The sequence below is a fragment of the Luteimonas cucumeris genome, from assembly GCF_007830035.1.
In the GTDB taxonomy this organism is placed as follows: domain Bacteria; phylum Pseudomonadota; class Gammaproteobacteria; order Xanthomonadales; family Xanthomonadaceae; genus Luteimonas_C; species Luteimonas_C cucumeris.
The window spans coordinates 449545-466606 of record NZ_VLKN01000001.1 but is presented as its reverse complement, the minus strand read 5'-3'; the positions used below and the strand labels follow the sequence as shown (position 1 = coordinate 466606).

Annotated in this window: 18 protein-coding genes; 10 read left to right on the top strand and 8 right to left on the bottom strand. The window is 66.4% G+C overall.

The features are described from left to right. Positions 1–72: 72 nt before the first annotated feature. A complete protein-coding gene (locus tag IP90_RS02095; RefSeq protein ID WP_144897952.1) occupies positions 73–651 on the bottom strand; it encodes an adenylate kinase in 579 nt (192 codons plus the stop codon). A 125-nt stretch (positions 652–776) separates the two neighbouring features. Between IP90_RS02095 and IP90_RS02090 the strand changes: the two genes are divergently transcribed. Beyond that, entirely contained in the window at positions 777–2030 is a 1254-nt protein-coding gene (locus IP90_RS02090; RefSeq protein ID WP_144897951.1) for a 6-phosphofructokinase, read from the top strand. A gap of 60 nt (positions 2031–2090) precedes the next feature. Here IP90_RS02090 and IP90_RS02085 read toward each other — a convergent pair whose 3' ends face one another. Continuing rightward, entirely contained in the window at positions 2091–3905 is a 1815-nt protein-coding gene (locus IP90_RS02085; protein ID WP_144897950.1) for a hypothetical protein, read from the bottom strand. 180 nt (positions 3906–4085) lie between these two features. On the opposite strand from IP90_RS02085, the gene IP90_RS02080 reads away from it, so the two are divergent. Both IP90_RS02080 and IP90_RS02075 read left to right on the top strand, forming a co-directional pair. Beyond that, entirely contained in the window at positions 4086–4448 is a 363-nt protein-coding gene (locus IP90_RS02080; protein ID WP_158635244.1) for a DUF4440 domain-containing protein, read from the top strand. A 79-nt stretch (positions 4449–4527) separates the two neighbouring features. Beyond that, complete coding sequence (locus IP90_RS02075; protein WP_144897948.1) at positions 4528–4890, top strand: MmcQ/YjbR family DNA-binding protein; 363 nt, start codon at positions 4528–4530, stop codon at positions 4888–4890. A gap of 22 nt (positions 4891–4912) precedes the next feature. Here the strand turns inward: IP90_RS02075 and IP90_RS02070 are convergent, their stop codons facing one another. Beyond that, positions 4913–5365 (bottom strand): PH domain-containing protein, encoded by a 453-nt coding sequence (locus tag IP90_RS02070; protein WP_144897947.1) that lies wholly within the window; start codon positions 5363–5365, stop codon positions 4913–4915. A 257-nt stretch (positions 5366–5622) separates the two neighbouring features. On the opposite strand from IP90_RS02070, the gene IP90_RS02065 reads away from it, so the two are divergent. Beyond that, positions 5623–7650 carry a sodium-translocating pyrophosphatase gene (locus tag IP90_RS02065; protein WP_144897946.1) on the top strand — a complete coding sequence of 676 codons (2028 nt, stop codon included), beginning with the start codon at positions 5623–5625 and terminating at the stop codon, positions 7648–7650. 155 nt (positions 7651–7805) lie between these two features. Here the strand turns inward: IP90_RS02065 and IP90_RS02060 are convergent, their stop codons facing one another. Next, complete coding sequence (locus IP90_RS02060) at positions 7806–8339, bottom strand: hypothetical protein (RefSeq protein ID WP_144897945.1); 534 nt, start codon at positions 8337–8339, stop codon at positions 7806–7808. On the opposite strand from IP90_RS02060, the gene IP90_RS16895 reads away from it, so the two are divergent. After that, a complete protein-coding gene (locus IP90_RS16895; protein WP_277874192.1) occupies positions 8338–8463 on the top strand; it encodes a hypothetical protein in 126 nt (41 codons plus the stop codon). The two genes, IP90_RS02060 and IP90_RS16895, sit on opposite strands and share 2 nt — an antisense overlap. Positions 8464–8559: 96 nt before the next feature. Here IP90_RS16895 and IP90_RS02055 read toward each other — a convergent pair whose 3' ends face one another. Beyond that, the gene (locus tag IP90_RS02055; RefSeq protein ID WP_144897944.1) at positions 8560–10113 is read right to left on the bottom strand and encodes a M91 family zinc metallopeptidase; all 1554 of its coding nucleotides are present in this window, start codon (positions 10111–10113) and stop codon (positions 8560–8562) included. A 219-nt stretch (positions 10114–10332) separates the two neighbouring features. Between IP90_RS02055 and ppa the strand changes: the two genes are divergently transcribed. The 5 genes from ppa to IP90_RS02030 all read left to right on the top strand — a co-directional run bounded on the left by ppa (position 10333) and on the right by IP90_RS02030 (position 13439). After that, positions 10333–10881: an inorganic diphosphatase gene (ppa, locus tag IP90_RS02050; protein ID WP_144897943.1), complete on the top strand. Its 549-nt coding sequence runs from the start codon at positions 10333–10335 to the stop codon at positions 10879–10881. Between the two features lie 84 nt (positions 10882–10965). Next, positions 10966–11709: an RNase A-like domain-containing protein gene (locus tag IP90_RS02045; protein WP_144897942.1), complete on the top strand. Its 744-nt coding sequence runs from the start codon at positions 10966–10968 to the stop codon at positions 11707–11709. 9 nt (positions 11710–11718) lie between these two features. Beyond that, positions 11719–12006 carry a contact-dependent growth inhibition system immunity protein gene (locus IP90_RS02040; protein ID WP_144897941.1) on the top strand — a complete coding sequence of 96 codons (288 nt, stop codon included), beginning with the start codon at positions 11719–11721 and terminating at the stop codon, positions 12004–12006. A gap of 111 nt (positions 12007–12117) precedes the next feature. Next, positions 12118–13068: a DNA/RNA non-specific endonuclease gene (locus tag IP90_RS02035; protein ID WP_144897940.1), complete on the top strand. Its 951-nt coding sequence runs from the start codon at positions 12118–12120 to the stop codon at positions 13066–13068. Further along, complete coding sequence (locus tag IP90_RS02030; RefSeq protein WP_144897939.1) at positions 13065–13439, top strand: immunity protein YezG family protein; 375 nt, start codon at positions 13065–13067, stop codon at positions 13437–13439. Before IP90_RS02035 ends, IP90_RS02030 begins: the two co-directional genes overlap by 4 nt. A gap of 59 nt (positions 13440–13498) precedes the next feature. Here the strand turns inward: IP90_RS02030 and IP90_RS02025 are convergent, their stop codons facing one another. From IP90_RS02025 to thiC, 3 genes are all read right to left on the bottom strand, one after another. Further along, a complete protein-coding gene (locus tag IP90_RS02025; RefSeq protein ID WP_144897938.1) occupies positions 13499–14206 on the bottom strand; it encodes an ion channel in 708 nt (235 codons plus the stop codon). Further along, positions 14206–14823, bottom strand: a complete 618-nt coding sequence (locus IP90_RS02020) for a DUF4136 domain-containing protein (protein ID WP_144897937.1) — start codon at positions 14821–14823, stop codon at positions 14206–14208. Before IP90_RS02020 ends, IP90_RS02025 begins: the two co-directional genes overlap by 1 nt. Positions 14824–14943: 120 nt before the next feature. Then, complete coding sequence (gene thiC / locus IP90_RS02015; protein ID WP_144897936.1) at positions 14944–16836, bottom strand: phosphomethylpyrimidine synthase ThiC; 1893 nt, start codon at positions 16834–16836, stop codon at positions 14944–14946. Positions 16837–17062 lie beyond the last annotated feature (226 nt).

The following is a 17062-nucleotide window of genomic DNA, read 5'->3' as shown; positions in this document are numbered from 1 at the left end:
GGATTTTGCATGCAGATTCGAAACATCAAAGGCACTGGATCCCGGCTTGCGCCGGGATGACGGCCAGAACAATCAGCCCACTTCCGTCGCAGGCGCGATCGCCTCGATGATCCGGTTGAACACCTCGTCCAGCGTTCCGACGCCATCGACCACGGTCAGCTGGCCATGCTGGCGGTAGAACTCGATCACCGGCGCGGTCTGCTGGTCGTACACCTGCAGGCGCTTGCGCACCGATTCGGGGTTGTCGTCGGCGCGGCCCTCGGCCTTGGCGCGGCCGGCGATGCGTTCGATCAGCAGCTCGTTGTCGACTTCCAGCTGCAATGCGATGTCCATCGGCTGGCCGATGCGTTGCAGCAGGCTGTCCATCGCCGCGGCCTGCGCCAGGTTGCGCGGATAGCCGTCGAGGATGAAACCGTTGACGGTGTCCGGACGCGAGAAGCGCTCCTCCAGCATGCCCAGCAGGATCGCGTCGGAGACCAGGTCGCCGCGCGCCATGATTTCCTTGGCCTCCAGGCCCAGGGGACTGCCGACGGCCACTTCCGCGCGCAGCAGGTCGCCGGTGGAAATGTGCGGCACCTGCAGGTGCTGTTTCAGCTTCGCCGCCTGCGTGCCCTTGCCGGAACCGGGCGCGCCGAGGAGTACCAGTCGCATCGCTTGCTCCAAAACGTCAAAAATTCGAGCCGCCGCGGGGCGTTACACTGCCCGGACCGCGCCGGAAAACCGTGCCAGCTTACCTTATTCCCGTCGATTCCCTGCCCAGAACCAGAGCCCAGCCCATGCCCGGAACCCTGCTCTACGCCCAGTCCGGCGGTGTCACCGCTGTCATCAACGCCACCGCCTCGGCGGTCATCACCGAGGCGCGTGCGCGCAAGGTCAAGGTGCTGGCGGCGCGCAACGGCATCCTCGGCGCGCTGCGCGAGGAACTGATCGATACGTCGAAGGAATCCGCCGCGGCGATCCGCGCGCTGGCGCACACGCCGGGCGGCGCGTTCGGTTCATGCCGGGTGAAGCTGAAATCGCTGGAAGCCGACCGCGCCCGCTACGAGCGCCTGCTGGCCGTGTTCAAGGCGCACGACGTGCGCTGGTTCCTCTACAACGGTGGCAACGATTCCGCCGATACGGCGCTGAAGGTGTCCCGACTCGCGGCCGAGTTCGACTACCCGCTGACCTGCATCGGCGTGCCGAAGACGGTCGACAACGACCTGGCCGTGACCGACTGTTGCCCCGGCTTCGGTTCGGCCGCCAAGTACACCGCAGTGTCGGTGCGCGAGGCGGCGCTGGATGTGGCCGCGATGGCGGAGACCTCGACCAAGGTGTTCGTCTACGAGGCCATGGGTCGCCACGCCGGCTGGCTGGCCGCCGCCGCCGGCCTGGCCGGCAAGGGCAGCGACGACGCGCCACACCTGATCCTGTTCCCGGAACGGCCCTACGACGAGGCCGACTTCCTGGCGCAGGTGAAGAAGATCGTCGCGCGCGTCGGTTACTGCGTGGTGGTCGCCAGCGAAGGCATCCGCAGCGCCGACGGCAAGTTCGTCGCCGATGCCGGCGGCGGCAAGGATTCGTTCGGACACACGCAGCTCGGCGGCGTGGCGTCGTTCCTCGCCGGCCGCGTCAAGGACCAGCTCGGCATGAAGGTGCACTGGACGCTGCCCGATTACCTGCAGCGTTCCGCGCGCCACCTCGCCTCGAAGACCGATCTGGAGCAGGCGATGGCGGTCGGCAAGACCGCGGTGCAGTTCGCACTGAAAGGCATGAACGCGACGATGCCGGTGATCCGGCGCACGTCCGATGCGCCCTATCGCTGGAAGATCGAGGCCGCGCCGCTGGAAAAGGTCGCCAACCACGAGAAGACCATGCCCGCAGGCTTCATCCGCAAGGATGGCTACGGCATCACCGCGTCGGCGCGCCGTTACCTGGAGCCGCTGATCCGTGGCGAATCGCCGCCGCCGTATGGCCGCGATGGCATTCCGAAGTACGTGACGCTGAAGAATGTGGCGGTGAAGGCGAAGCTGGCGGATTTCACAGGCTGAGTCGTGTGCGGTCCGTTGCCGCGTGCACGCGTCGGCGGATCGCTGCCTATCGCTACGGCCTCACCTGCGCCTCGCTCCGCCAAGGCCGCCCATGATCAGACGCGCGGTGCTGGCGATGTCGTCGGTTTCGGCGATGTCGATGCCGTTGAGCAGCACGACCGGCGAGCGTCGGGCGGGGCATGTCGGCTTCGTTTCGAGTGCCCAGGCTTGCTGGAAAGCGGCAGCCAGTGCCTGCTTGCCGACATGCTCCGTTGGCGCGACGCTGTCCAGCTGCGTGGTGAAATCGGAACGGATCAGGTAACCGCGTTCGCCGATCTCGACGCGGGGATTCTTCCACGTCGTGGTGATCCAGGCCGGTTCGCCGACGAAGGCGATCCGTCGCGGGCTCGCCGCCATGTCGCGTGGCAGATGGCGCGGCGCGGTATCCAGCAGCACCACGCCGTTCACCGGGATGTCGGTCAGCGGCAATGACTGGCGGATGCCGAGCGTGGGCACGGTCGCCGTTTCCAGGGTGAGGTCGATCTCGTCGCAGCCGACGACCGGTCCGATCACCAGCGCCTGGTGCGCGCCATGGCTGACCGCGCGCAATCCCAGCGCGACATCGAGCGTGTCGGCAGCCGCGCCGGACAATGTCGCATCGATCTGGCGACTGCCGCCGAGGATCCGCGGCGGAAAGACATGCGCCTCGACCTGCGCGGTCGCGTCGGCCTTGACCGGAATGGCGGCGCCCAGGCCCTTGCCTGCCGTCCACGTGGTTTGCACCTGTCCGATCTGGAGCGTGCCGGCGCCGGATTGCAGGCTACTGGTGAAACGTGCCGGCTGGTTGAGAACGTTGAAACTGCGCTCGACCAGCGTGCCGCTGGCATTGCCGACTTCGACGTCGATGCGACGCTGTTCGTCGGGCAGCGCGTTGAACGACTGGAAGATGGACGCGGCGTAGGCGCTGCTGATCCACAACGCGGTGTCCGCCGCCGGATCCAGCACCCTGGCGAGCTGGCCATCGATGTCGCGCTCCAGCTGCGCCACGCGCTCGCGCAGCGATTCGACGTCGTTGGGCAGGCTGTCGCGCGATGGCAGATCGAGCGCGGGCCGGTCGCCGCCGAGAATCCAGATGCCCTGCGGCGTGGCGATCGGCGTGGCCAGCACGAACGAGGCATCGATCGTCGATGGCGGCATGCTCAGGCGCAGGTCGTAGGACGAAGCGCCGGCCTGGATCGTGACCGCCTTGTCGAGCTGCAGCGGAACGATCGCCGGCACGCGCAGCGGCAGGTTCAGCGCCAGGCCATCGGCCAGTCGTTCGGTCGCACGCGAAGACACGATGCCGTTGACGAGGCGGGTGCCGCCGACGGTGAGGTTGCGCCAGTCAAGCTGCGGCGCGATGTCGAGCATCGACAACGAGAAATGTGCGGTGTCGACGCCGTCCGCGGCCTGCCTCACCTCACGCAGCAACAGCAGCGCCGAGCCGCTGATGCGCACCGACAGCTGTGGACGCCGTTCGCTGCTGGCACGCAGCACCACTTCCACACGCGTGGAGCCGGACCTCGGCGCGGCGTCGAGCGACAGCACCTCGAAGGTCATGCCCGGAACATCCGCCAGCCGGATGCGGGAGCCCTCCAGCGTATCGAGCGCATGGTTGAGCGTGCGGCTGGCGATGAACATGCCGACCTTCCAGTCGTCGGGCACGCGTCGCTGTTGCAGCTGCTGGCGCACTGCTTCCAGCTCGATGATCTGTCCCTTCAGCGTGTCGACGAGTTCGACGCGCTGCAGTCGCGACGCGCGCCAGCCGATCAACGCGATCGCCGCGACGACCACGATCGCCACCACGGCAAGGACGATCGCCAGGGCACCACCGTTCGACTTGCTGGGCAACAGCATGATCCACACCTCCGTATCGGGCCGGTCGCGCAGGGTGCCTGTAACGCGACACGCCCATCCTGACTTCCAGGCTGGGGCCGCGCAACCTGCGCGCAGGCACGTGACGATGACGAACGTTTGCCCATGCCATCGGCACCGGCGCATCATCGCGACATCGACCGCTTTTGCAGGAGGATCGTGATGAATCTCGCCGAGCAGCTCGAAAACCTGGAATCCGGATTCTGGACCGGCACGCGGCAGTATTACGAGGAACACCTGGCCACTGAATCCATCGCCGCCTATCCCGAACCCGCGGGCGTGATGTCGCGTGCGCGGATACTGCAATCGATCCAGGGCAACGCACGCTGGACGCACGTCGACCTGGAGGACTTCGCCATGCGGGAACTGGCGCCTGGCGTGGCACTCGTCACCTATCGTGCCGTTGCAGTCCGCAACGACCGCGAGCCGCCTTACCGCGCGCTGGTAGGCAGCCTCTACCTCCGGCAGGATTCGGCCTGGAAACTGGCCTTCAACCAGCAGACGCCGCTGCCAGATGAGAAGTGATGCACGCCGGCGCAACACAGGGCAACGCGTGCGGCGCATCGCTTAGACTCGATAAGGAATCGATCACTCGCTGCCACGCATGGATACCCGTCAACTCAAGGCCTTGTGCTCGCGCCTGCCAGGCGCCAGCTCGCGCATGCTCGATGCGCCGATGAACGTGCTGGTCTATTCGGTCGGCGACAAGACCTTCGCCTACTTCAAGACCAGCGAGCCGGAGCGGTGGCGTTTCAGCATCCGCGTCAGCGCGGAACGTTTCATCGAGTTGACCGACGTACCCGGCATCAAGCCGGCGCGATGGCTGGGCCGTTATCGCTGGGTCACCATCGTCGATGTCCGCAAGGTTCCGGCCGACTATCTGGTCGAACTGGTCGAGTGGTCTTATCGCAAGGCACTGGATTCGTTGAGCAGGAAGCGACGGATCGAGTTGACCGGCAGTCCGTAACGCGAGTGTTGAGTCGCTCGCGCTAGAGCGAATCGTGCCCCAGGTCGAGCTCGCGCACGCGCTTGGCGTCGCGTCGCTGCTCGACCAGCGCGCGGATGCGTTCGCGCACGCTTTCCGCCTCCCTGATATCGCCGATCACCATCGTCGGCGTGGTGGCGTCGGAAGTGCTGAGCACGATGTTGCCGATGCCGGCCATGCGCTGCCAGAAGCTCTGCCGGAAATGCGTGTCCTTGACCCGATACAACTCCAGGTCATGGGTCACGCGGTTGAACACGCCGCGCCTGGTCTTCAGGCGCTGGTCGGTGAGCGCATAACGGGTACTGCGCGTGACCAGCGCACGCCACAGTGCCCACGGGATCGGAACGAGCAGCACGCAGGCCACCCAGGACCACAGGTTCTGCCATTGCGAGGGCGTGCCGCTCCAGACCTCGTGCTCGCCGACGCCGGTCGGGAGGCTGTTTTCGACTTCGTCCATGCCGGTGCTCCCGCGGACAGGTGGATGTTCGTTGCCCGGATCATAAACGCGGCGGCGGAGGTTCGATCATCGATGCCGGCGCCGGAGATCGTCCGGCCCCCGGCCCCGGCGACGCCGGAGAGGCGGTCCATGGTCGACATGGAGGCGCCCGCCCGTCCCGACAACGGAACGGGCGTCACAGTCGCGGTTTGGTTGTCCGCCGGGCCTATGCCATAGTCGGGAAGCTGTCTTTTGGGCATACACCACGGGAGGGGTTCATGCTGGTAGAGCACGGTTTGTGGATGGCGCTGATCTGCGCTGTCATCGCCATCCTTTACGGGATTTTCTCGGCACGCTGGATCAATCAACAGCCGGCCGGCAACGAACGCATGCAGGAGATCGCGGCGGCGATCCAGGAAGGCGCCCGCGCCTACCTCAACCGCCAGTACACCACCATCGCCATCGCCGGCGTGGTGCTGCTTTTCATCATCGGTTTCTTCCTGGGCTGGCCGACGGCGTTCGGCTTCCTGCTCGGCGCGGTGCTTTCGGGCGCGGCCGGCTACATCGGCATGAACGTGTCGGTGCGCGCCAACGTACGCACCGCCGAAGCCGCGCGCCGCGGCATCGGTCCGGCGATGGACGTGGCCTTTCGTGGTGGCGCGATCACCGGCATGCTGGTGGTCGGCCTGGGTCTGCTGGGCGTGGCCGGCTACTACGGCCTGCTGCTGTACAGCGGCAAATCCATCGACCAGGCGCTGCACGCGCTGATCGGGCTGGCATTCGGCAGCTCGCTGATCTCGATCTTCGCGCGACTGGGTGGCGGCATCTTCACCAAGGGCGCCGACGTCGGCGCGGACCTGGTCGGCAAGGTCGAGGCCGGCATTCCCGAGGACGATCCGCGCAACCCGGCGGTGATCGCGGACAACGTCGGCGACAACGTCGGCGACTGTGCCGGCATGGCCGCCGACCTGTTCGAAACCTATGCGGTCACGGTGATCGCGACGATGTTGCTAGGCGGACTGATGGCCGCCAGCGTCGGCGCCAACGCGGTGCTGTACCCGCTGGTGCTGGGCGGCGCGTCGATCATCGCGTCGATCATCGGCACGTTCTTCGTCAAGGCCAAGGACAGCAGCGGCATCATGGCCGCGCTGTACAAGGGCGTGATCGTGTCCGGCGTGATCGCCGCAGCGTTCTTCTATCCGATCACCACCTCGCTGATGGGCGAATCGCCGCTGGGTGCCGGCAACCTGTACCTGTGCGCACTGATCGGACTGGGCCTTACCGGCGCGATCGTGTGGATCACCGAGTACTACACCGGCACGCAGTACGGGCCGGTGCAGCACGTCGCGGCGGCGTCGACCACCGGGCACGGCACCAACATCATCGCCGGCCTCGGCGTGTCGATGAAATCGACCGCGCTGCCGGTACTGGCGGTGTGCTTCGCGATCTGGGCCTGCCATTCGTTCGCGGGTCTGTACGGCATCGCCGTGGCCGCGACCGCGATGCTGTCGATGGCCGGCATGATCGTCGCGCTCGACGCCTACGGCCCGATCACCGACAACGCCGGTGGCATCGCCGAGATGGCGGAACTGCCGCCGGAAGTACGCAACATCACCGATCCGCTCGATGCCGTCGGCAACACCACCAAGGCGGTCACCAAGGGTTATGCGATCGGCTCGGCAGCGCTGGCTGCACTCGTATTGTTCGCCGACTACACGCACAACCTCAGCGCCAACAACGGTGGCATGACGCTGGCCTTCGACCTGTCCGACCACATGGTGATCATCGGCCTGCTGATCGGCGGCCTGATCCCGTACCTGTTCGGCGCGATGGCGATGGAAGCCGTCGGCCGCGCGGCCGGCAGCGTGGTCGAAGAAGTGCGTCGCCAGTTCCGCGAGATCCCCGGGATCATGGCCGGCACCGCCAAGCCCGATTACTCGCGCGCGGTCGACATGCTGACCAAGTCGGCGATCAAGGAGATGATCGTGCCCTCGCTGCTGCCGGTCGCGGTACCGGTGGTGGTCGGCCTGCTGCTCGGGCCGAAGGCGCTGGGCGGCGTGCTGATCGGCACCATCGTCACCGGCATCTTCGTGGCGATCTCGATGACCACCGGTGGTGGCGCCTGGGACAACGCCAAGAAGTACATCGAGGACGGCCACCACGGCGGCAAGGGTTCCGAGGCGCACAAGGCCGCGGTCACCGGCGACACCGTCGGCGATCCGTACAAGGACACGGCCGGCCCGGCGGTGAACCCGCTGATCAAGATCATCAACATCGTCGCGCTGTTGATGGTGCCGCTGCTGTAATCCACGGTTGCGGTACGATCCGGAAAAAGCCCCGCATTGCGGGGCTTTTTTTTGTGGTGCTGCGACCGCACCGTAGCGTGCGCTGCGCGCGCGACAGCGGGCCTGACATCCAAGTCGTGCGCGCAAAGCGCTAGGTCATACGGAGCCCGCCGTCTTCAGGCTTCGAAAGCCGCCGTTGCCACATCGAACCAGGGCGTACACAGCAGTTGCTGGCGCCCACCGTGCTTCAGCGAACCGATCCAGACTTCCCGCGCGTCTGGCTCGGCTTTGACCGGCCGGAAGTCGTTGGCGAACGGAATCACGCCCAGGCACCAGCGCACGCGTTCCGGAGGTACCTGCGACGGGATCGCGAACCCGAATTCGCCGTCCAAAACCGCACCAGGTTCGACCCGCGCCGCCAGCGGCGTCGGCGGAATGATCGGCACCGGATCGGGCAGCGGCAACGCGCGATGACTCAGCGTGATGTCGCCGCCGTCCTCGGACAACAGCGGCGCGGCGATCTCGCCCTGCACCAGTTTCCGGGTGAGCACCGCATGCCGGTTGCCGCGATCGAACACCATCAACGGCGTCTTGCCGGTATTGCGCAACCGATACCCGACCTTGAGTTTGTCGGCGGCATACTCGAAGCGTGCCTCCAGCTCCATGTCATCGCGCACGATCCGGCTGACGTTGCGGGCATCGGCTGGCATGGCTTTCTCCGTCGCTGCGTTGCGGGGCGTGGCCGAAGATGCGCCAGCGGCCGCATGGCCCGCCGTCATCGATGCGACCAGCATCCAGCCGGATACTCGCATGCACGAACGCCTCAACGCCTGATTCCTCGACAAAAGACGGGCGGCGCACCGAATGCGCCGCCCGTCACCCATATTCCTTCACAGGTTTTTCCCCGATCCTCACGTCGAACCGGACGGATTACAGCGAGTAGCTGGGTCGATCCGGCAATCCCAGTTCCTCGCGCAAGCCGTTCTCGGTCAGGTGATCGGGATTGGCCGTCGTGGCCGGCGTGCGCGGGTCGCCATCGAAATCGAACGGCGTCGCGCTGGTTTCCAGGCCTACGGCCTGGCGCTCGGCGTTGGGAATTTCCCTGTTCTGGGTAGGCTGATCGGGGCCCGGGCCGGTGTAGGTGCCCGGCTGGAACGTGCCGTTGACGCCGTTATAGGCGTGCGACATCTCGTGGTACAGCACTACCACCGGCGCCGGGAACGCATCCATGTGGAATGACGGGTTGTAGCTGATGATCACGTCCGAACCTTCGCCGGCCCTACCGTTGCTGATCTCGGCGTTGCCACGGCCCAGCGTCTGCGCGTAGCCGTTCTGCTCGTTGGCCAACTCGCGGATGGTGACGGTGTTGCCGTTGGCCGCGGCGGCGTCGAACTCGGCGAGCATCTGCTGCCCGTTCGGCGAACTGCGCAGGAATTCGATCTCCGCGCCGATGCGCTGACGGAATGCCTCCGAGCCTTCGACCTTGACGCCCTGCGTGCCGAGCCTGCTGTCGAGCTCGACATTGACCACGACCTGGCCGTTGTCGCGCGCACCGGTGGCGAAGTTGATCGCGTCGATGCCCTGCTGCGCGTAGACCTTGTCGCCGGTGGTGACGCCCTCGACGGCGTCGGTACCGTCGCCGGTATAGATGCGGTTGCCGTCGCCGCCGCTGCGGATCACGTCGTCGCCCAAGCCGCCGGACAGCATGTTGCTGCCTGCGCCGCCGTCCAGGTCGTCCTTGCCCTGACCGCCTTCGAGGAAGTCGACGCCATCGTTGCCGAGCATCACGTCGTCGCCGTCGCCGCCGTAGACCACGTCGTCGCCGCTGCCGGCCTCGATGCGGTCGTTGCCGGTGTTGCCGAAGATGTCGTCGCGCCCGGCGCCCGTGGTGATGCTGTCGTTGCCGGTACCGCCGTCGATGCGGTCGTTGCCGGCACCGGTGGTGATGCTGTCGTCGCCGGCGCCGCCGTCGACGACGATGTTGACCTTGACGTTGGACGCAACATTGATGGTGTCGTTGCCGGCGCCGGTGCGCAGGGTCAGTTCCTGGTCTTCGGCCAGGCGCATCTCGTAGCTTTCGCCGTTGACCGAGACGTCCAGCGTGCCGTCGTCGCGCTGGGTCACCTGCACGTCGTCGTTGCCGGTGCCTCGGGTGGTGACCACTAGTTGGTCGCTGCTGACGTAGGTCTGGCCGAAGCCGGCTTCGGCGATGGTCTGCTCGCGGGTGACCGTGGACTGTTCGCCTTCGGCCAGCTGCGAGGTGCGGACGCTCTTGCCGTCCGGGGTCTGGCCCGAGGGCAAACGTGTGCCGGTGTCGCTGCCGTCGATGGCGATCGCCGCATCATTGGCGGCCAGCGGGGGTGCCTCCGGCTCCGGCGCGGCGATGCTGGTCGGCACGGTCGTCAGCGTCTCCGGCTCGGCGGGGTTGTCCCAGTAGCTGGGCGTCGACGGCGACTGCACGGCGGGGTCGAGCTGGACGGTCATGGCATCTCCCTTCGGATTCCGATGCGGTGGGGCATGGGCTGGAAAGCATGTATACGGACCCGTACGGCGCCGACCAAGCTGGGGCGTACCCTAGCGATCTGGGGTGTCGCCCGGGATGCTGCGATGCAGCACCAGCGCGTAGAATGGCAACCAACCTCACTTTCCCCCTTTCATCCGTCGCCCTAACCGGGAGCGGAAAACCGATCGGAGCAGCACGCAATGGGCCTGGACCTCGTCCCCACCGGCAAGAACCCGCCGGACGAAATCAACGTCATCATCGAAATCCCCAAGGACGCCGAGCCGGTCAAGTACGAGGTCGACAAGGCCAGCGGCGCGATCTTCGTCGACCGCATCCTGTCCACGCCGATGCGCTACCCGTGCAACTACGGCTACATCCCGCACACCCTGTGCGGCGACGGTGACCCGGCCGACGTGCTGGTGATCCTGCCGCTGCCGCTGATCCCCGGCTCGGTGATCCGCTGCCGCCCGGTCGGCGTGCTGAAGATGTCCGACGAGGCCGGCAGCGACGAGAAGATCCTGGCCGTGCCGGTCGACAAGGTCTTCGCCGGCTACAGCCACATCGACGACATCGCCAAGGTCAGCCCGCACTGGTGCGAGCGCATCGGCCACTTCTTCGAGCACTACAAGGACCTGGAAAAGGGCAAGTGGGTCAAGCTCGATGGCTGGGGCGGCGCGGCCGAGGCCAAGGCGATCCTCAACGACGCGATCAAGCGCTACAGCGAGCTGCCGGACAAGCCGAACTTCTGAGTCGCGCACTAGGGCCGGCACCAGCTGGCCCGCAGACCACGTAATCCCTAGCCTTCCGCCATCCCCTACACGGTGAGGCGAAACATGGATGGCGTGCGTCCCTACCTGGCGTCCGAGTGGTCGCCGACCTGCCTGCGGCCGGTACGGCCCGATGCGCTGGCCGCCGCGGTGGCCGATGAAGACCTGCTCGCGCACCTGGTCGACCTGGCCGGCAGCGATCAGCTGACCGGTTTCCTCGGCCAGACCGACGACGCCATCGCGCTGGCGAAGGGCGACCCGACCTTCGCCGAGCAGCTCGACCCGCTGCTGGGCCGCATCCGCGAGGCTTTAGGCGAATTGCCGGTTGGCGACCTGTCGCGCGTCGAACGCGACGCGGTCGAGGCCACACAGCGCAATCTCGACGCCCACCTCGGCCCGGTCGATCCGCCCGGCACCCCAGGCGAAGTGCCCGGCGGTGGCCTGGAGGCGCATGAACAGGCCGGCAGCCACCTGATCGAGCGCCATGTCGGCAAGAGCGAGCAGGACCTGGTCGATCGCCTCCAGAGGGAGAACATCAGCGCCTCGTCCAGTTTCCGCGACCTGCCCGCGGCCGAACACTTCGTTGCCGCCACGATTGCCGAGCACCAGGACGAGATCGATGCCTGGGTCGGCGGCGACGGCGGCCGGCGCCTGGTGATCGACGCCCGTTTCGACGCCAGCACCGGCATCTCCGTGCAGCGCGGCGAATCGCAGGCCGAGGATGTTTTCTCCGTGAAACTCGTGCTGGAACGTTCCGACTCGCTCGGCATCGGCTATAGAATCGTCACCGGTTATCCCACCGCGCCCTGAGCGATGCCGATGAGTGGTTTCCCCGCGTTGCAGAACTTCCTGTCCGCGTACTTCCACCAGGACTGGGCGGTCGAACACGACAGCCCGCAGGCGGTGGTCGACTACTACCTCGAAGGCGAATCCGAACGGCAGGTCGCGCAGCTTCGCGACGAGATCGCACGCCTGCTGGCGCAGGACCTCGACGAGGACACGCTCGCCAGCCTGGTGCAGGAACTGGGCAGCGAATACGACGCAAGCCAGGATGGCGGCACTTACCGCGACTGGCTGCGCGACATCGAAGAGCGCCTCGCGGCCTGACGGCTGTCCCCTCTTACCATCATCCCTCGCGTGCGCGGAAGGCGTATGCGCCGCTGTTTGGAAGCGTCCTAGGGTCTGCCCTGATTAACGACCGTGGGCACGATCGTCAGAATGCCATCCATCTTCGGCGGAGGCGGCGGCATGTTCGATCCGGTACGCATCGGCGAACCGCAACGCGATCTGCGGGTCTCGCCCGTCGAGCCGCCCGCCATCACCTCGCCTGCGCAGATCCAGCGCACGCTCGACGACGCCGCGTTCGTCGACCGGCCACGGGCCGCCGCCACGCTGGTCGATGGCCTCGATGATCGTCAGCTGTCGCAACTGGGCGCCAGCGTGGAAGGCGCCGCGGTCCTGGGCACACTCGATCGCGCCCTGGCCTCGGCCCCGCACGATCTGGACGTGCACGCGCAACGCACGCGACTGGCCGAGGCGATGGACCACAGCGTCCATCCGGTCGATGCCGATCCGGTGGGATTGCGTTCGAACACGCAGCCGCAGGCTTTCTTCGAACGCGTCGTTACCGATCCTGTCGTCGTTGGCGACGCGCGCACGACCGGGATCACCGAGCGCGTCGGCGACAACACCGTCACCTGGACCGTCGATGGCCAGGGACGCCCGATCCGCGCCGAAGCCGACCTGAGCCAGGTGTTCACCGACCTCGAGCGCAGCAACGCCGAAACCGACGCGCAGCGCGAAGCCGCCGATCGCGGCATCGAAGGCGATCATGGCGGCCATCTGATCGGCCACCGCTTCGTCACCGACCAGGGCCTGAAGAACCTGTTCCCGCAGGACGGCAACTTCAACGTCAGCGCCTACAAGACGCTGGAGAACGAATGGGCCGACTGGATCGACAGCGGCATGGACGTGCGCATCCGCATCGACCTGTCGCCCGCGGGACAGGATCGCCCGGATCGCGTGCGCGTGTCGTATGAAGTGGTCGATCCGGCTTCCGGCGACGTCGTGTACGATCAGCGCGTGACCTTCCGCAACGAAGCCGGCCAGAAATACGAACGCGTGCCGCTCGCGGACATGGCGAATTACGGGACCCATCGCGATCCATGACCCGGGATGAGTTGATCGTCGAAATCGGCCGGTTGATCGTTGCCGATCACAAGGTTTCATCGCAGCCCTGGGACCAGTACGCGCTGGTGGTCTGGCATGGCGACGACGTGTCCAAACTCAACGGCTTCCGTTACCTCGGGCACGGCGAAGGCACGCCGGCGACCCCGGAATCGTTCGAACTGGAAGACCGCCTCGACGAACTGCGCGAGGTCACCCGGCTCGACGGCCGGCAACCCTGGCTGGCCTGCGTGGTGCAACTGGATCGCGCCACCGGCAAGGCCACGGTCGATTTCGAATACGACGACGCCGCCCGCTGGCACGTGACGCCGGCCAGCGTCGCGCGGGTCGCCGCGCGCGCAAGACCTGCGTAACCGCAGCAAACGTCCAGGCAAGCGGAACATCGCACGCGGCATGCGCCGCGCGCGCTGGATCAGTCGCGACGCAGGCGCAAGGTGGTCAAGGCGATCAGGCGCGACACCACGATGGCGATGTACATGACGCCGGCGAACATCGCCAGCATCGTCAACGCACGCGCCGGCGGCGTCACCGGCACGATGTCGCTCAGGCCCACGCCGGACAACAGGCTGAAACTGAGGAACAGCAGTTCCATCCAGGTGCGCGGCGATTCGGTGTTGACCGCGGCGGTGAAGCTGCCCGGATACCAGCTCTGGCACACCGAGAACGCGAAGGCGAATGCCCACGCCAACAGGGTGAACGTGGCGCCGGCGGCCAGCAGCTCGTCCATGCTGACGCGGTTGTCGGCGAGCATGTACGCGGTCAGCGCGCCGGCCGCGTAGAAATACAGCGCCGATTCCAGCATGTGTGCCATCGGCAGCAGCTGCGTCTGCCCGCCGATATTGGCGGCCAGCGACAACGCCACCGACGGAACGGCCAGCAGCCATGCGATCCAGTTCACGGCATGGCTGCGGTTGACCACCCACAAGGCCAGCGCCAGCACCACGATGCCGAAGGCGCCGAACACCGCGCGTCCGGCCGCGGTGTTTTCCATCAACGGATTGACGAGGACGGTCAGCAGCTGCACGCCGAGCAGCCAGCCGGAGGGATGGCTCCTGAGGCTGGCGGTCCAGCGCCCGAAGCCGAGCGGGTCTTCCGGTATCGGCTTCGAGGGCGCAGCCATCATTTCACCTGCGCGGCGGGTGCGACCGGCACGTTGGAGCCGGCCTGGAACGGGAAGCGCTGGAAGATCTCGAAGATCGCGCGATCCACGTCCTGCAGACGCTCCTGTGGCGAGCGACGCGTGACACGGCCGATGGCATCGCCGGTCCAGACCAGTCGATTGCGCTGCGCGTCGACCAGATCGATGGTCAGCGTGCCTTCGGTGTAGTTGCTGACGTGGGCCTCGTCGTACCAGTAGGGCACCGCCACGTAACGACGCGCCCGGTAGTTGTAGAAGTACTGGTAGTCGACCATCGGCACGTTGTAGATGTCGGTGCGATCCTGCAGGATGCCCTGGAAATTGACTTTAAGGTCCGGCGACTTGGCGTCGTACCTGAAGCCGCGCGCCTCCATCTCGCGCCTGACGTTGGCACGGATGCGATCGGTAATCCAGGTGGAGTAACCGGTGTTCTCCTCCATCGCGATCGGCTCGTAGAACGCCCAGCTGCGATAGCGCGAGAAATCGGCTTCCGGATCGGTTTCGCTGCGGATGCGCGGACCGGTCGCGCAGGCGGACAGCAACGCGGCGAACAACAGCAACAGACCGCCTCGCCAGGAAAAAACATCACGGGGTTTCATGACCAATGCTCCGGTTCGTTACCTGTCGCGAGTCTACGCCGGGCCTGTCGACCCGGCGCGAACGATTTCCGAACGGTTCACCTGTAGCCGACCAGCGCCCAGCGGCCCGGTCGGCGAGCCTCAGCCGGCGCGATAGACCTCGGCACCCTGCGCCCGGAATTCCGCCGATTTTTCCGCCATGCCAGCGTCCAGTGCCGCGGTCTCCCCGACGCCGTGTTCAGCGGCGTAGTCGCGCACGTCCTGGGTGATCTTCATCGAACAGAAATGCGGTCCGCACATCGAGCAGAAATGGGCGAGCTTGTGCGCATCCTTGGGCAGGGTCTCGTCGTGGAATTCCTTGGCCTTTTCCGGATCCAGACCCAGGTGGAACTGGTCTTCCCAGCGGAACTCGAAGCGCGCCTTGCTCAGCGCGTTGTCGCGGACCTGCGCGCCGGGATGGCCTTTGGCCAGGTCGGCCGCATGCGCGGCGATCTTGTAGGCCATGATGCCGTCGCGCACGTCCTGGCGGTTCGGCAGGCCCAGATGCTCTTTCGGCGTGACATAGCAGAGCATGGCCGTACCGAACCAGCCGATCATCGCCGCGCCGATCGCCGAGGTGATGTGGTCGTAGCCCGGCGCGATGTCGGTGGTCAGCGGACCCAGCGTGTAGAACGGCGCCTCGCCGCACTCGGCCAGCTGCTTGTCCATATTCTCCTTGATCAGCTGCATCGGCACGTGGCCAGGGCCTTCAATCATGGTCTGGACGTCGTGCTTCCACGCGATCTTGGTCAGCTCGCCTAACGTTTCGAGTTCGCCGAACTGGGCCGCGTCGTTGGCGTCGGCGATGCAGCCCGGGCGCAGGCCATCGCCCAGCGAGAAGGCCACGTCATAGGCCTTCATGATTTCGCAGATGTCTTCGAAATGCGTGTAGAGGAAGTTTTCCTTGTGGTGCGCCAGGCACCACTTGGCGAGGATGCTGCCGCCACGGGAGACGATGCCGGTGATGCGCCTGGCGGTCAGTGGCACGTAGCGCAGCAGCACGCCGGCGTGGATGGTGAAGTAGTCGACGCCCTGCTCGGCCTGCTCGATCAGCGTGTCGCGGAAGATTTCCCAGGTCAGTTCCTCGGCGCGGCCGTCGACCTTTTCCAGCGCCTGGTAGATCGGCACCGTGCCGATCGGCACCGGCGAGTTACGGATGATCCACTCGCGCGTTTCGTGTATGTGCTTGCCGGTGGACAGGTCCATGACCGTGTCGCCGCCCCAGCGGATCGCCCAGACTAGCTTCTCCACTTCCTCGGCGATGCCCGAGGACACCGCGGAATTGCCGATGTTGGCGTTGATCTTGGTCAGGAAGTTGCGGCCGATGATCATCGGCTCGCTTTCGGGGTGGTTGATGTTGTTGGGCAGGATGGCGCGGCCGCGGGCGATCTCGTCGCGCACGAACTCCGGCGTGATGAACTTCTGGATGCTGGCGCCGAACGTCTCGCCTGGATGCTGTTTCAGCAGCATGGCGTCACGCACCGCGTCGAGCCGCTGGTTCTCGCGGATCGCGACGTATTCCATCTCCGGGGTGACGATGCCGCGGCGCGCGTAATGCATCTGGCTGACATTGGCGCCGGCCTTGGCCACGCGCGGCAACAACCGGTTCGGGAAACGCACCGCATCCAGGCGCGCGTTGCTTTCGCGGCCACGGCCGAATTCGGAACTCAGCTGCGACAGCCACACGGTGTCGCCGCGCGCCTCGATCCACTTCGCGCGCAGCGGCGCGAGACCGGCGGACAGGTCGATCCGCGCATCCGGATCGGTGTAGGGACCGGAAGGGTCATACACCGTGACGGGCGGATTGTCCTCGCCGCCGAACAGCGTCGGCGTCTGCGACAGCGTGATCTCGCGCATCGCCACGCGCACCACATGTCCATGAGCGGCATCACGCGAGCCTTCGACGAAGATCTTGCGCGAGCCGGGGATCGGCCGGGTGACGGACTCGGACAGCTGCTCGGTCTGCTGCAGCAGGGAGGCGGGTACTGCGTTCATGGCATTCGTCCTGTCGTGGGCGGGACGAAGCGGCGGCGCATGGACCGGATGCAGGAGGTGCTCAGGCCGGCGCTCTGCGACCGCCGCGGCTGATCCCTCCCAACGCACGTCCTGCAAAGCTTCCCTACGCCGGTGTCAGCCGATCAGGTTCGAAGGGACTGTCTCAACCGCCGGAAGAAACCGGCGGTACCCCCGCTTCGGCGCCTATTGAATCATGGGCAGCGGT

Bases quoted from the DNA above. Each gene is read 5' to 3' on its own strand.
- IP90_RS02095 (WP_144897952.1), bottom strand. From the start codon at position 651: ATGCGACTGGTACTCCTCGGCGCGCCCGGTTCCGGCAAGGGCACGCAG.
- IP90_RS02090 (WP_144897951.1), top strand. From the start codon at position 777: ATGCCCGGAACCCTGCTCTACGCCCAGTCCGGCGGTGTCACCGCTGTC.
- IP90_RS02085 (WP_144897950.1), bottom strand. From the start codon at position 3,905: ATGCTGTTGCCCAGCAAGTCGAACGGTGGTGCCCTGGCGATCGTCCTT.
- IP90_RS02080 (WP_158635244.1), top strand. From the start codon at position 4,086: ATGAATCTCGCCGAGCAGCTCGAAAACCTGGAATCCGGATTCTGGACC.
- IP90_RS02075 (WP_144897948.1), top strand. From the start codon at position 4,528: ATGGATACCCGTCAACTCAAGGCCTTGTGCTCGCGCCTGCCAGGCGCC.
- IP90_RS02070 (WP_144897947.1), bottom strand. From the start codon at position 5,365: ATGGACGAAGTCGAAAACAGCCTCCCGACCGGCGTCGGCGAGCACGAG.
- IP90_RS02065 (WP_144897946.1), top strand. From the start codon at position 5,623: ATGCTGGTAGAGCACGGTTTGTGGATGGCGCTGATCTGCGCTGTCATC.
- IP90_RS16895 (WP_277874192.1), top strand. From the start codon at position 8,338: ATGGCTTTCTCCGTCGCTGCGTTGCGGGGCGTGGCCGAAGATGCGCCA.
- IP90_RS02060 (WP_144897945.1), bottom strand. From the start codon at position 8,339: ATGCCAGCCGATGCCCGCAACGTCAGCCGGATCGTGCGCGATGACATG.
- IP90_RS02055 (WP_144897944.1), bottom strand. From the start codon at position 10,113: ATGACCGTCCAGCTCGACCCCGCCGTGCAGTCGCCGTCGACGCCCAGC.
- ppa (WP_144897943.1), top strand. From the start codon at position 10,333: ATGGGCCTGGACCTCGTCCCCACCGGCAAGAACCCGCCGGACGAAATC.
- IP90_RS02045 (WP_144897942.1), top strand. From the start codon at position 10,966: ATGGATGGCGTGCGTCCCTACCTGGCGTCCGAGTGGTCGCCGACCTGC.
- IP90_RS02040 (WP_144897941.1), top strand. From the start codon at position 11,719: ATGAGTGGTTTCCCCGCGTTGCAGAACTTCCTGTCCGCGTACTTCCAC.
- IP90_RS02035 (WP_144897940.1), top strand. From the start codon at position 12,118: ATGCCATCCATCTTCGGCGGAGGCGGCGGCATGTTCGATCCGGTACGC.
- IP90_RS02030 (WP_144897939.1), top strand. From the start codon at position 13,065: ATGACCCGGGATGAGTTGATCGTCGAAATCGGCCGGTTGATCGTTGCC.
- IP90_RS02025 (WP_144897938.1), bottom strand. From the start codon at position 14,206: ATGGCTGCGCCCTCGAAGCCGATACCGGAAGACCCGCTCGGCTTCGGG.
- IP90_RS02020 (WP_144897937.1), bottom strand. From the start codon at position 14,823: ATGAAACCCCGTGATGTTTTTTCCTGGCGAGGCGGTCTGTTGCTGTTG.
- thiC (WP_144897936.1), bottom strand. From the start codon at position 16,836: ATGAACGCAGTACCCGCCTCCCTGCTGCAGCAGACCGAGCAGCTGTCC.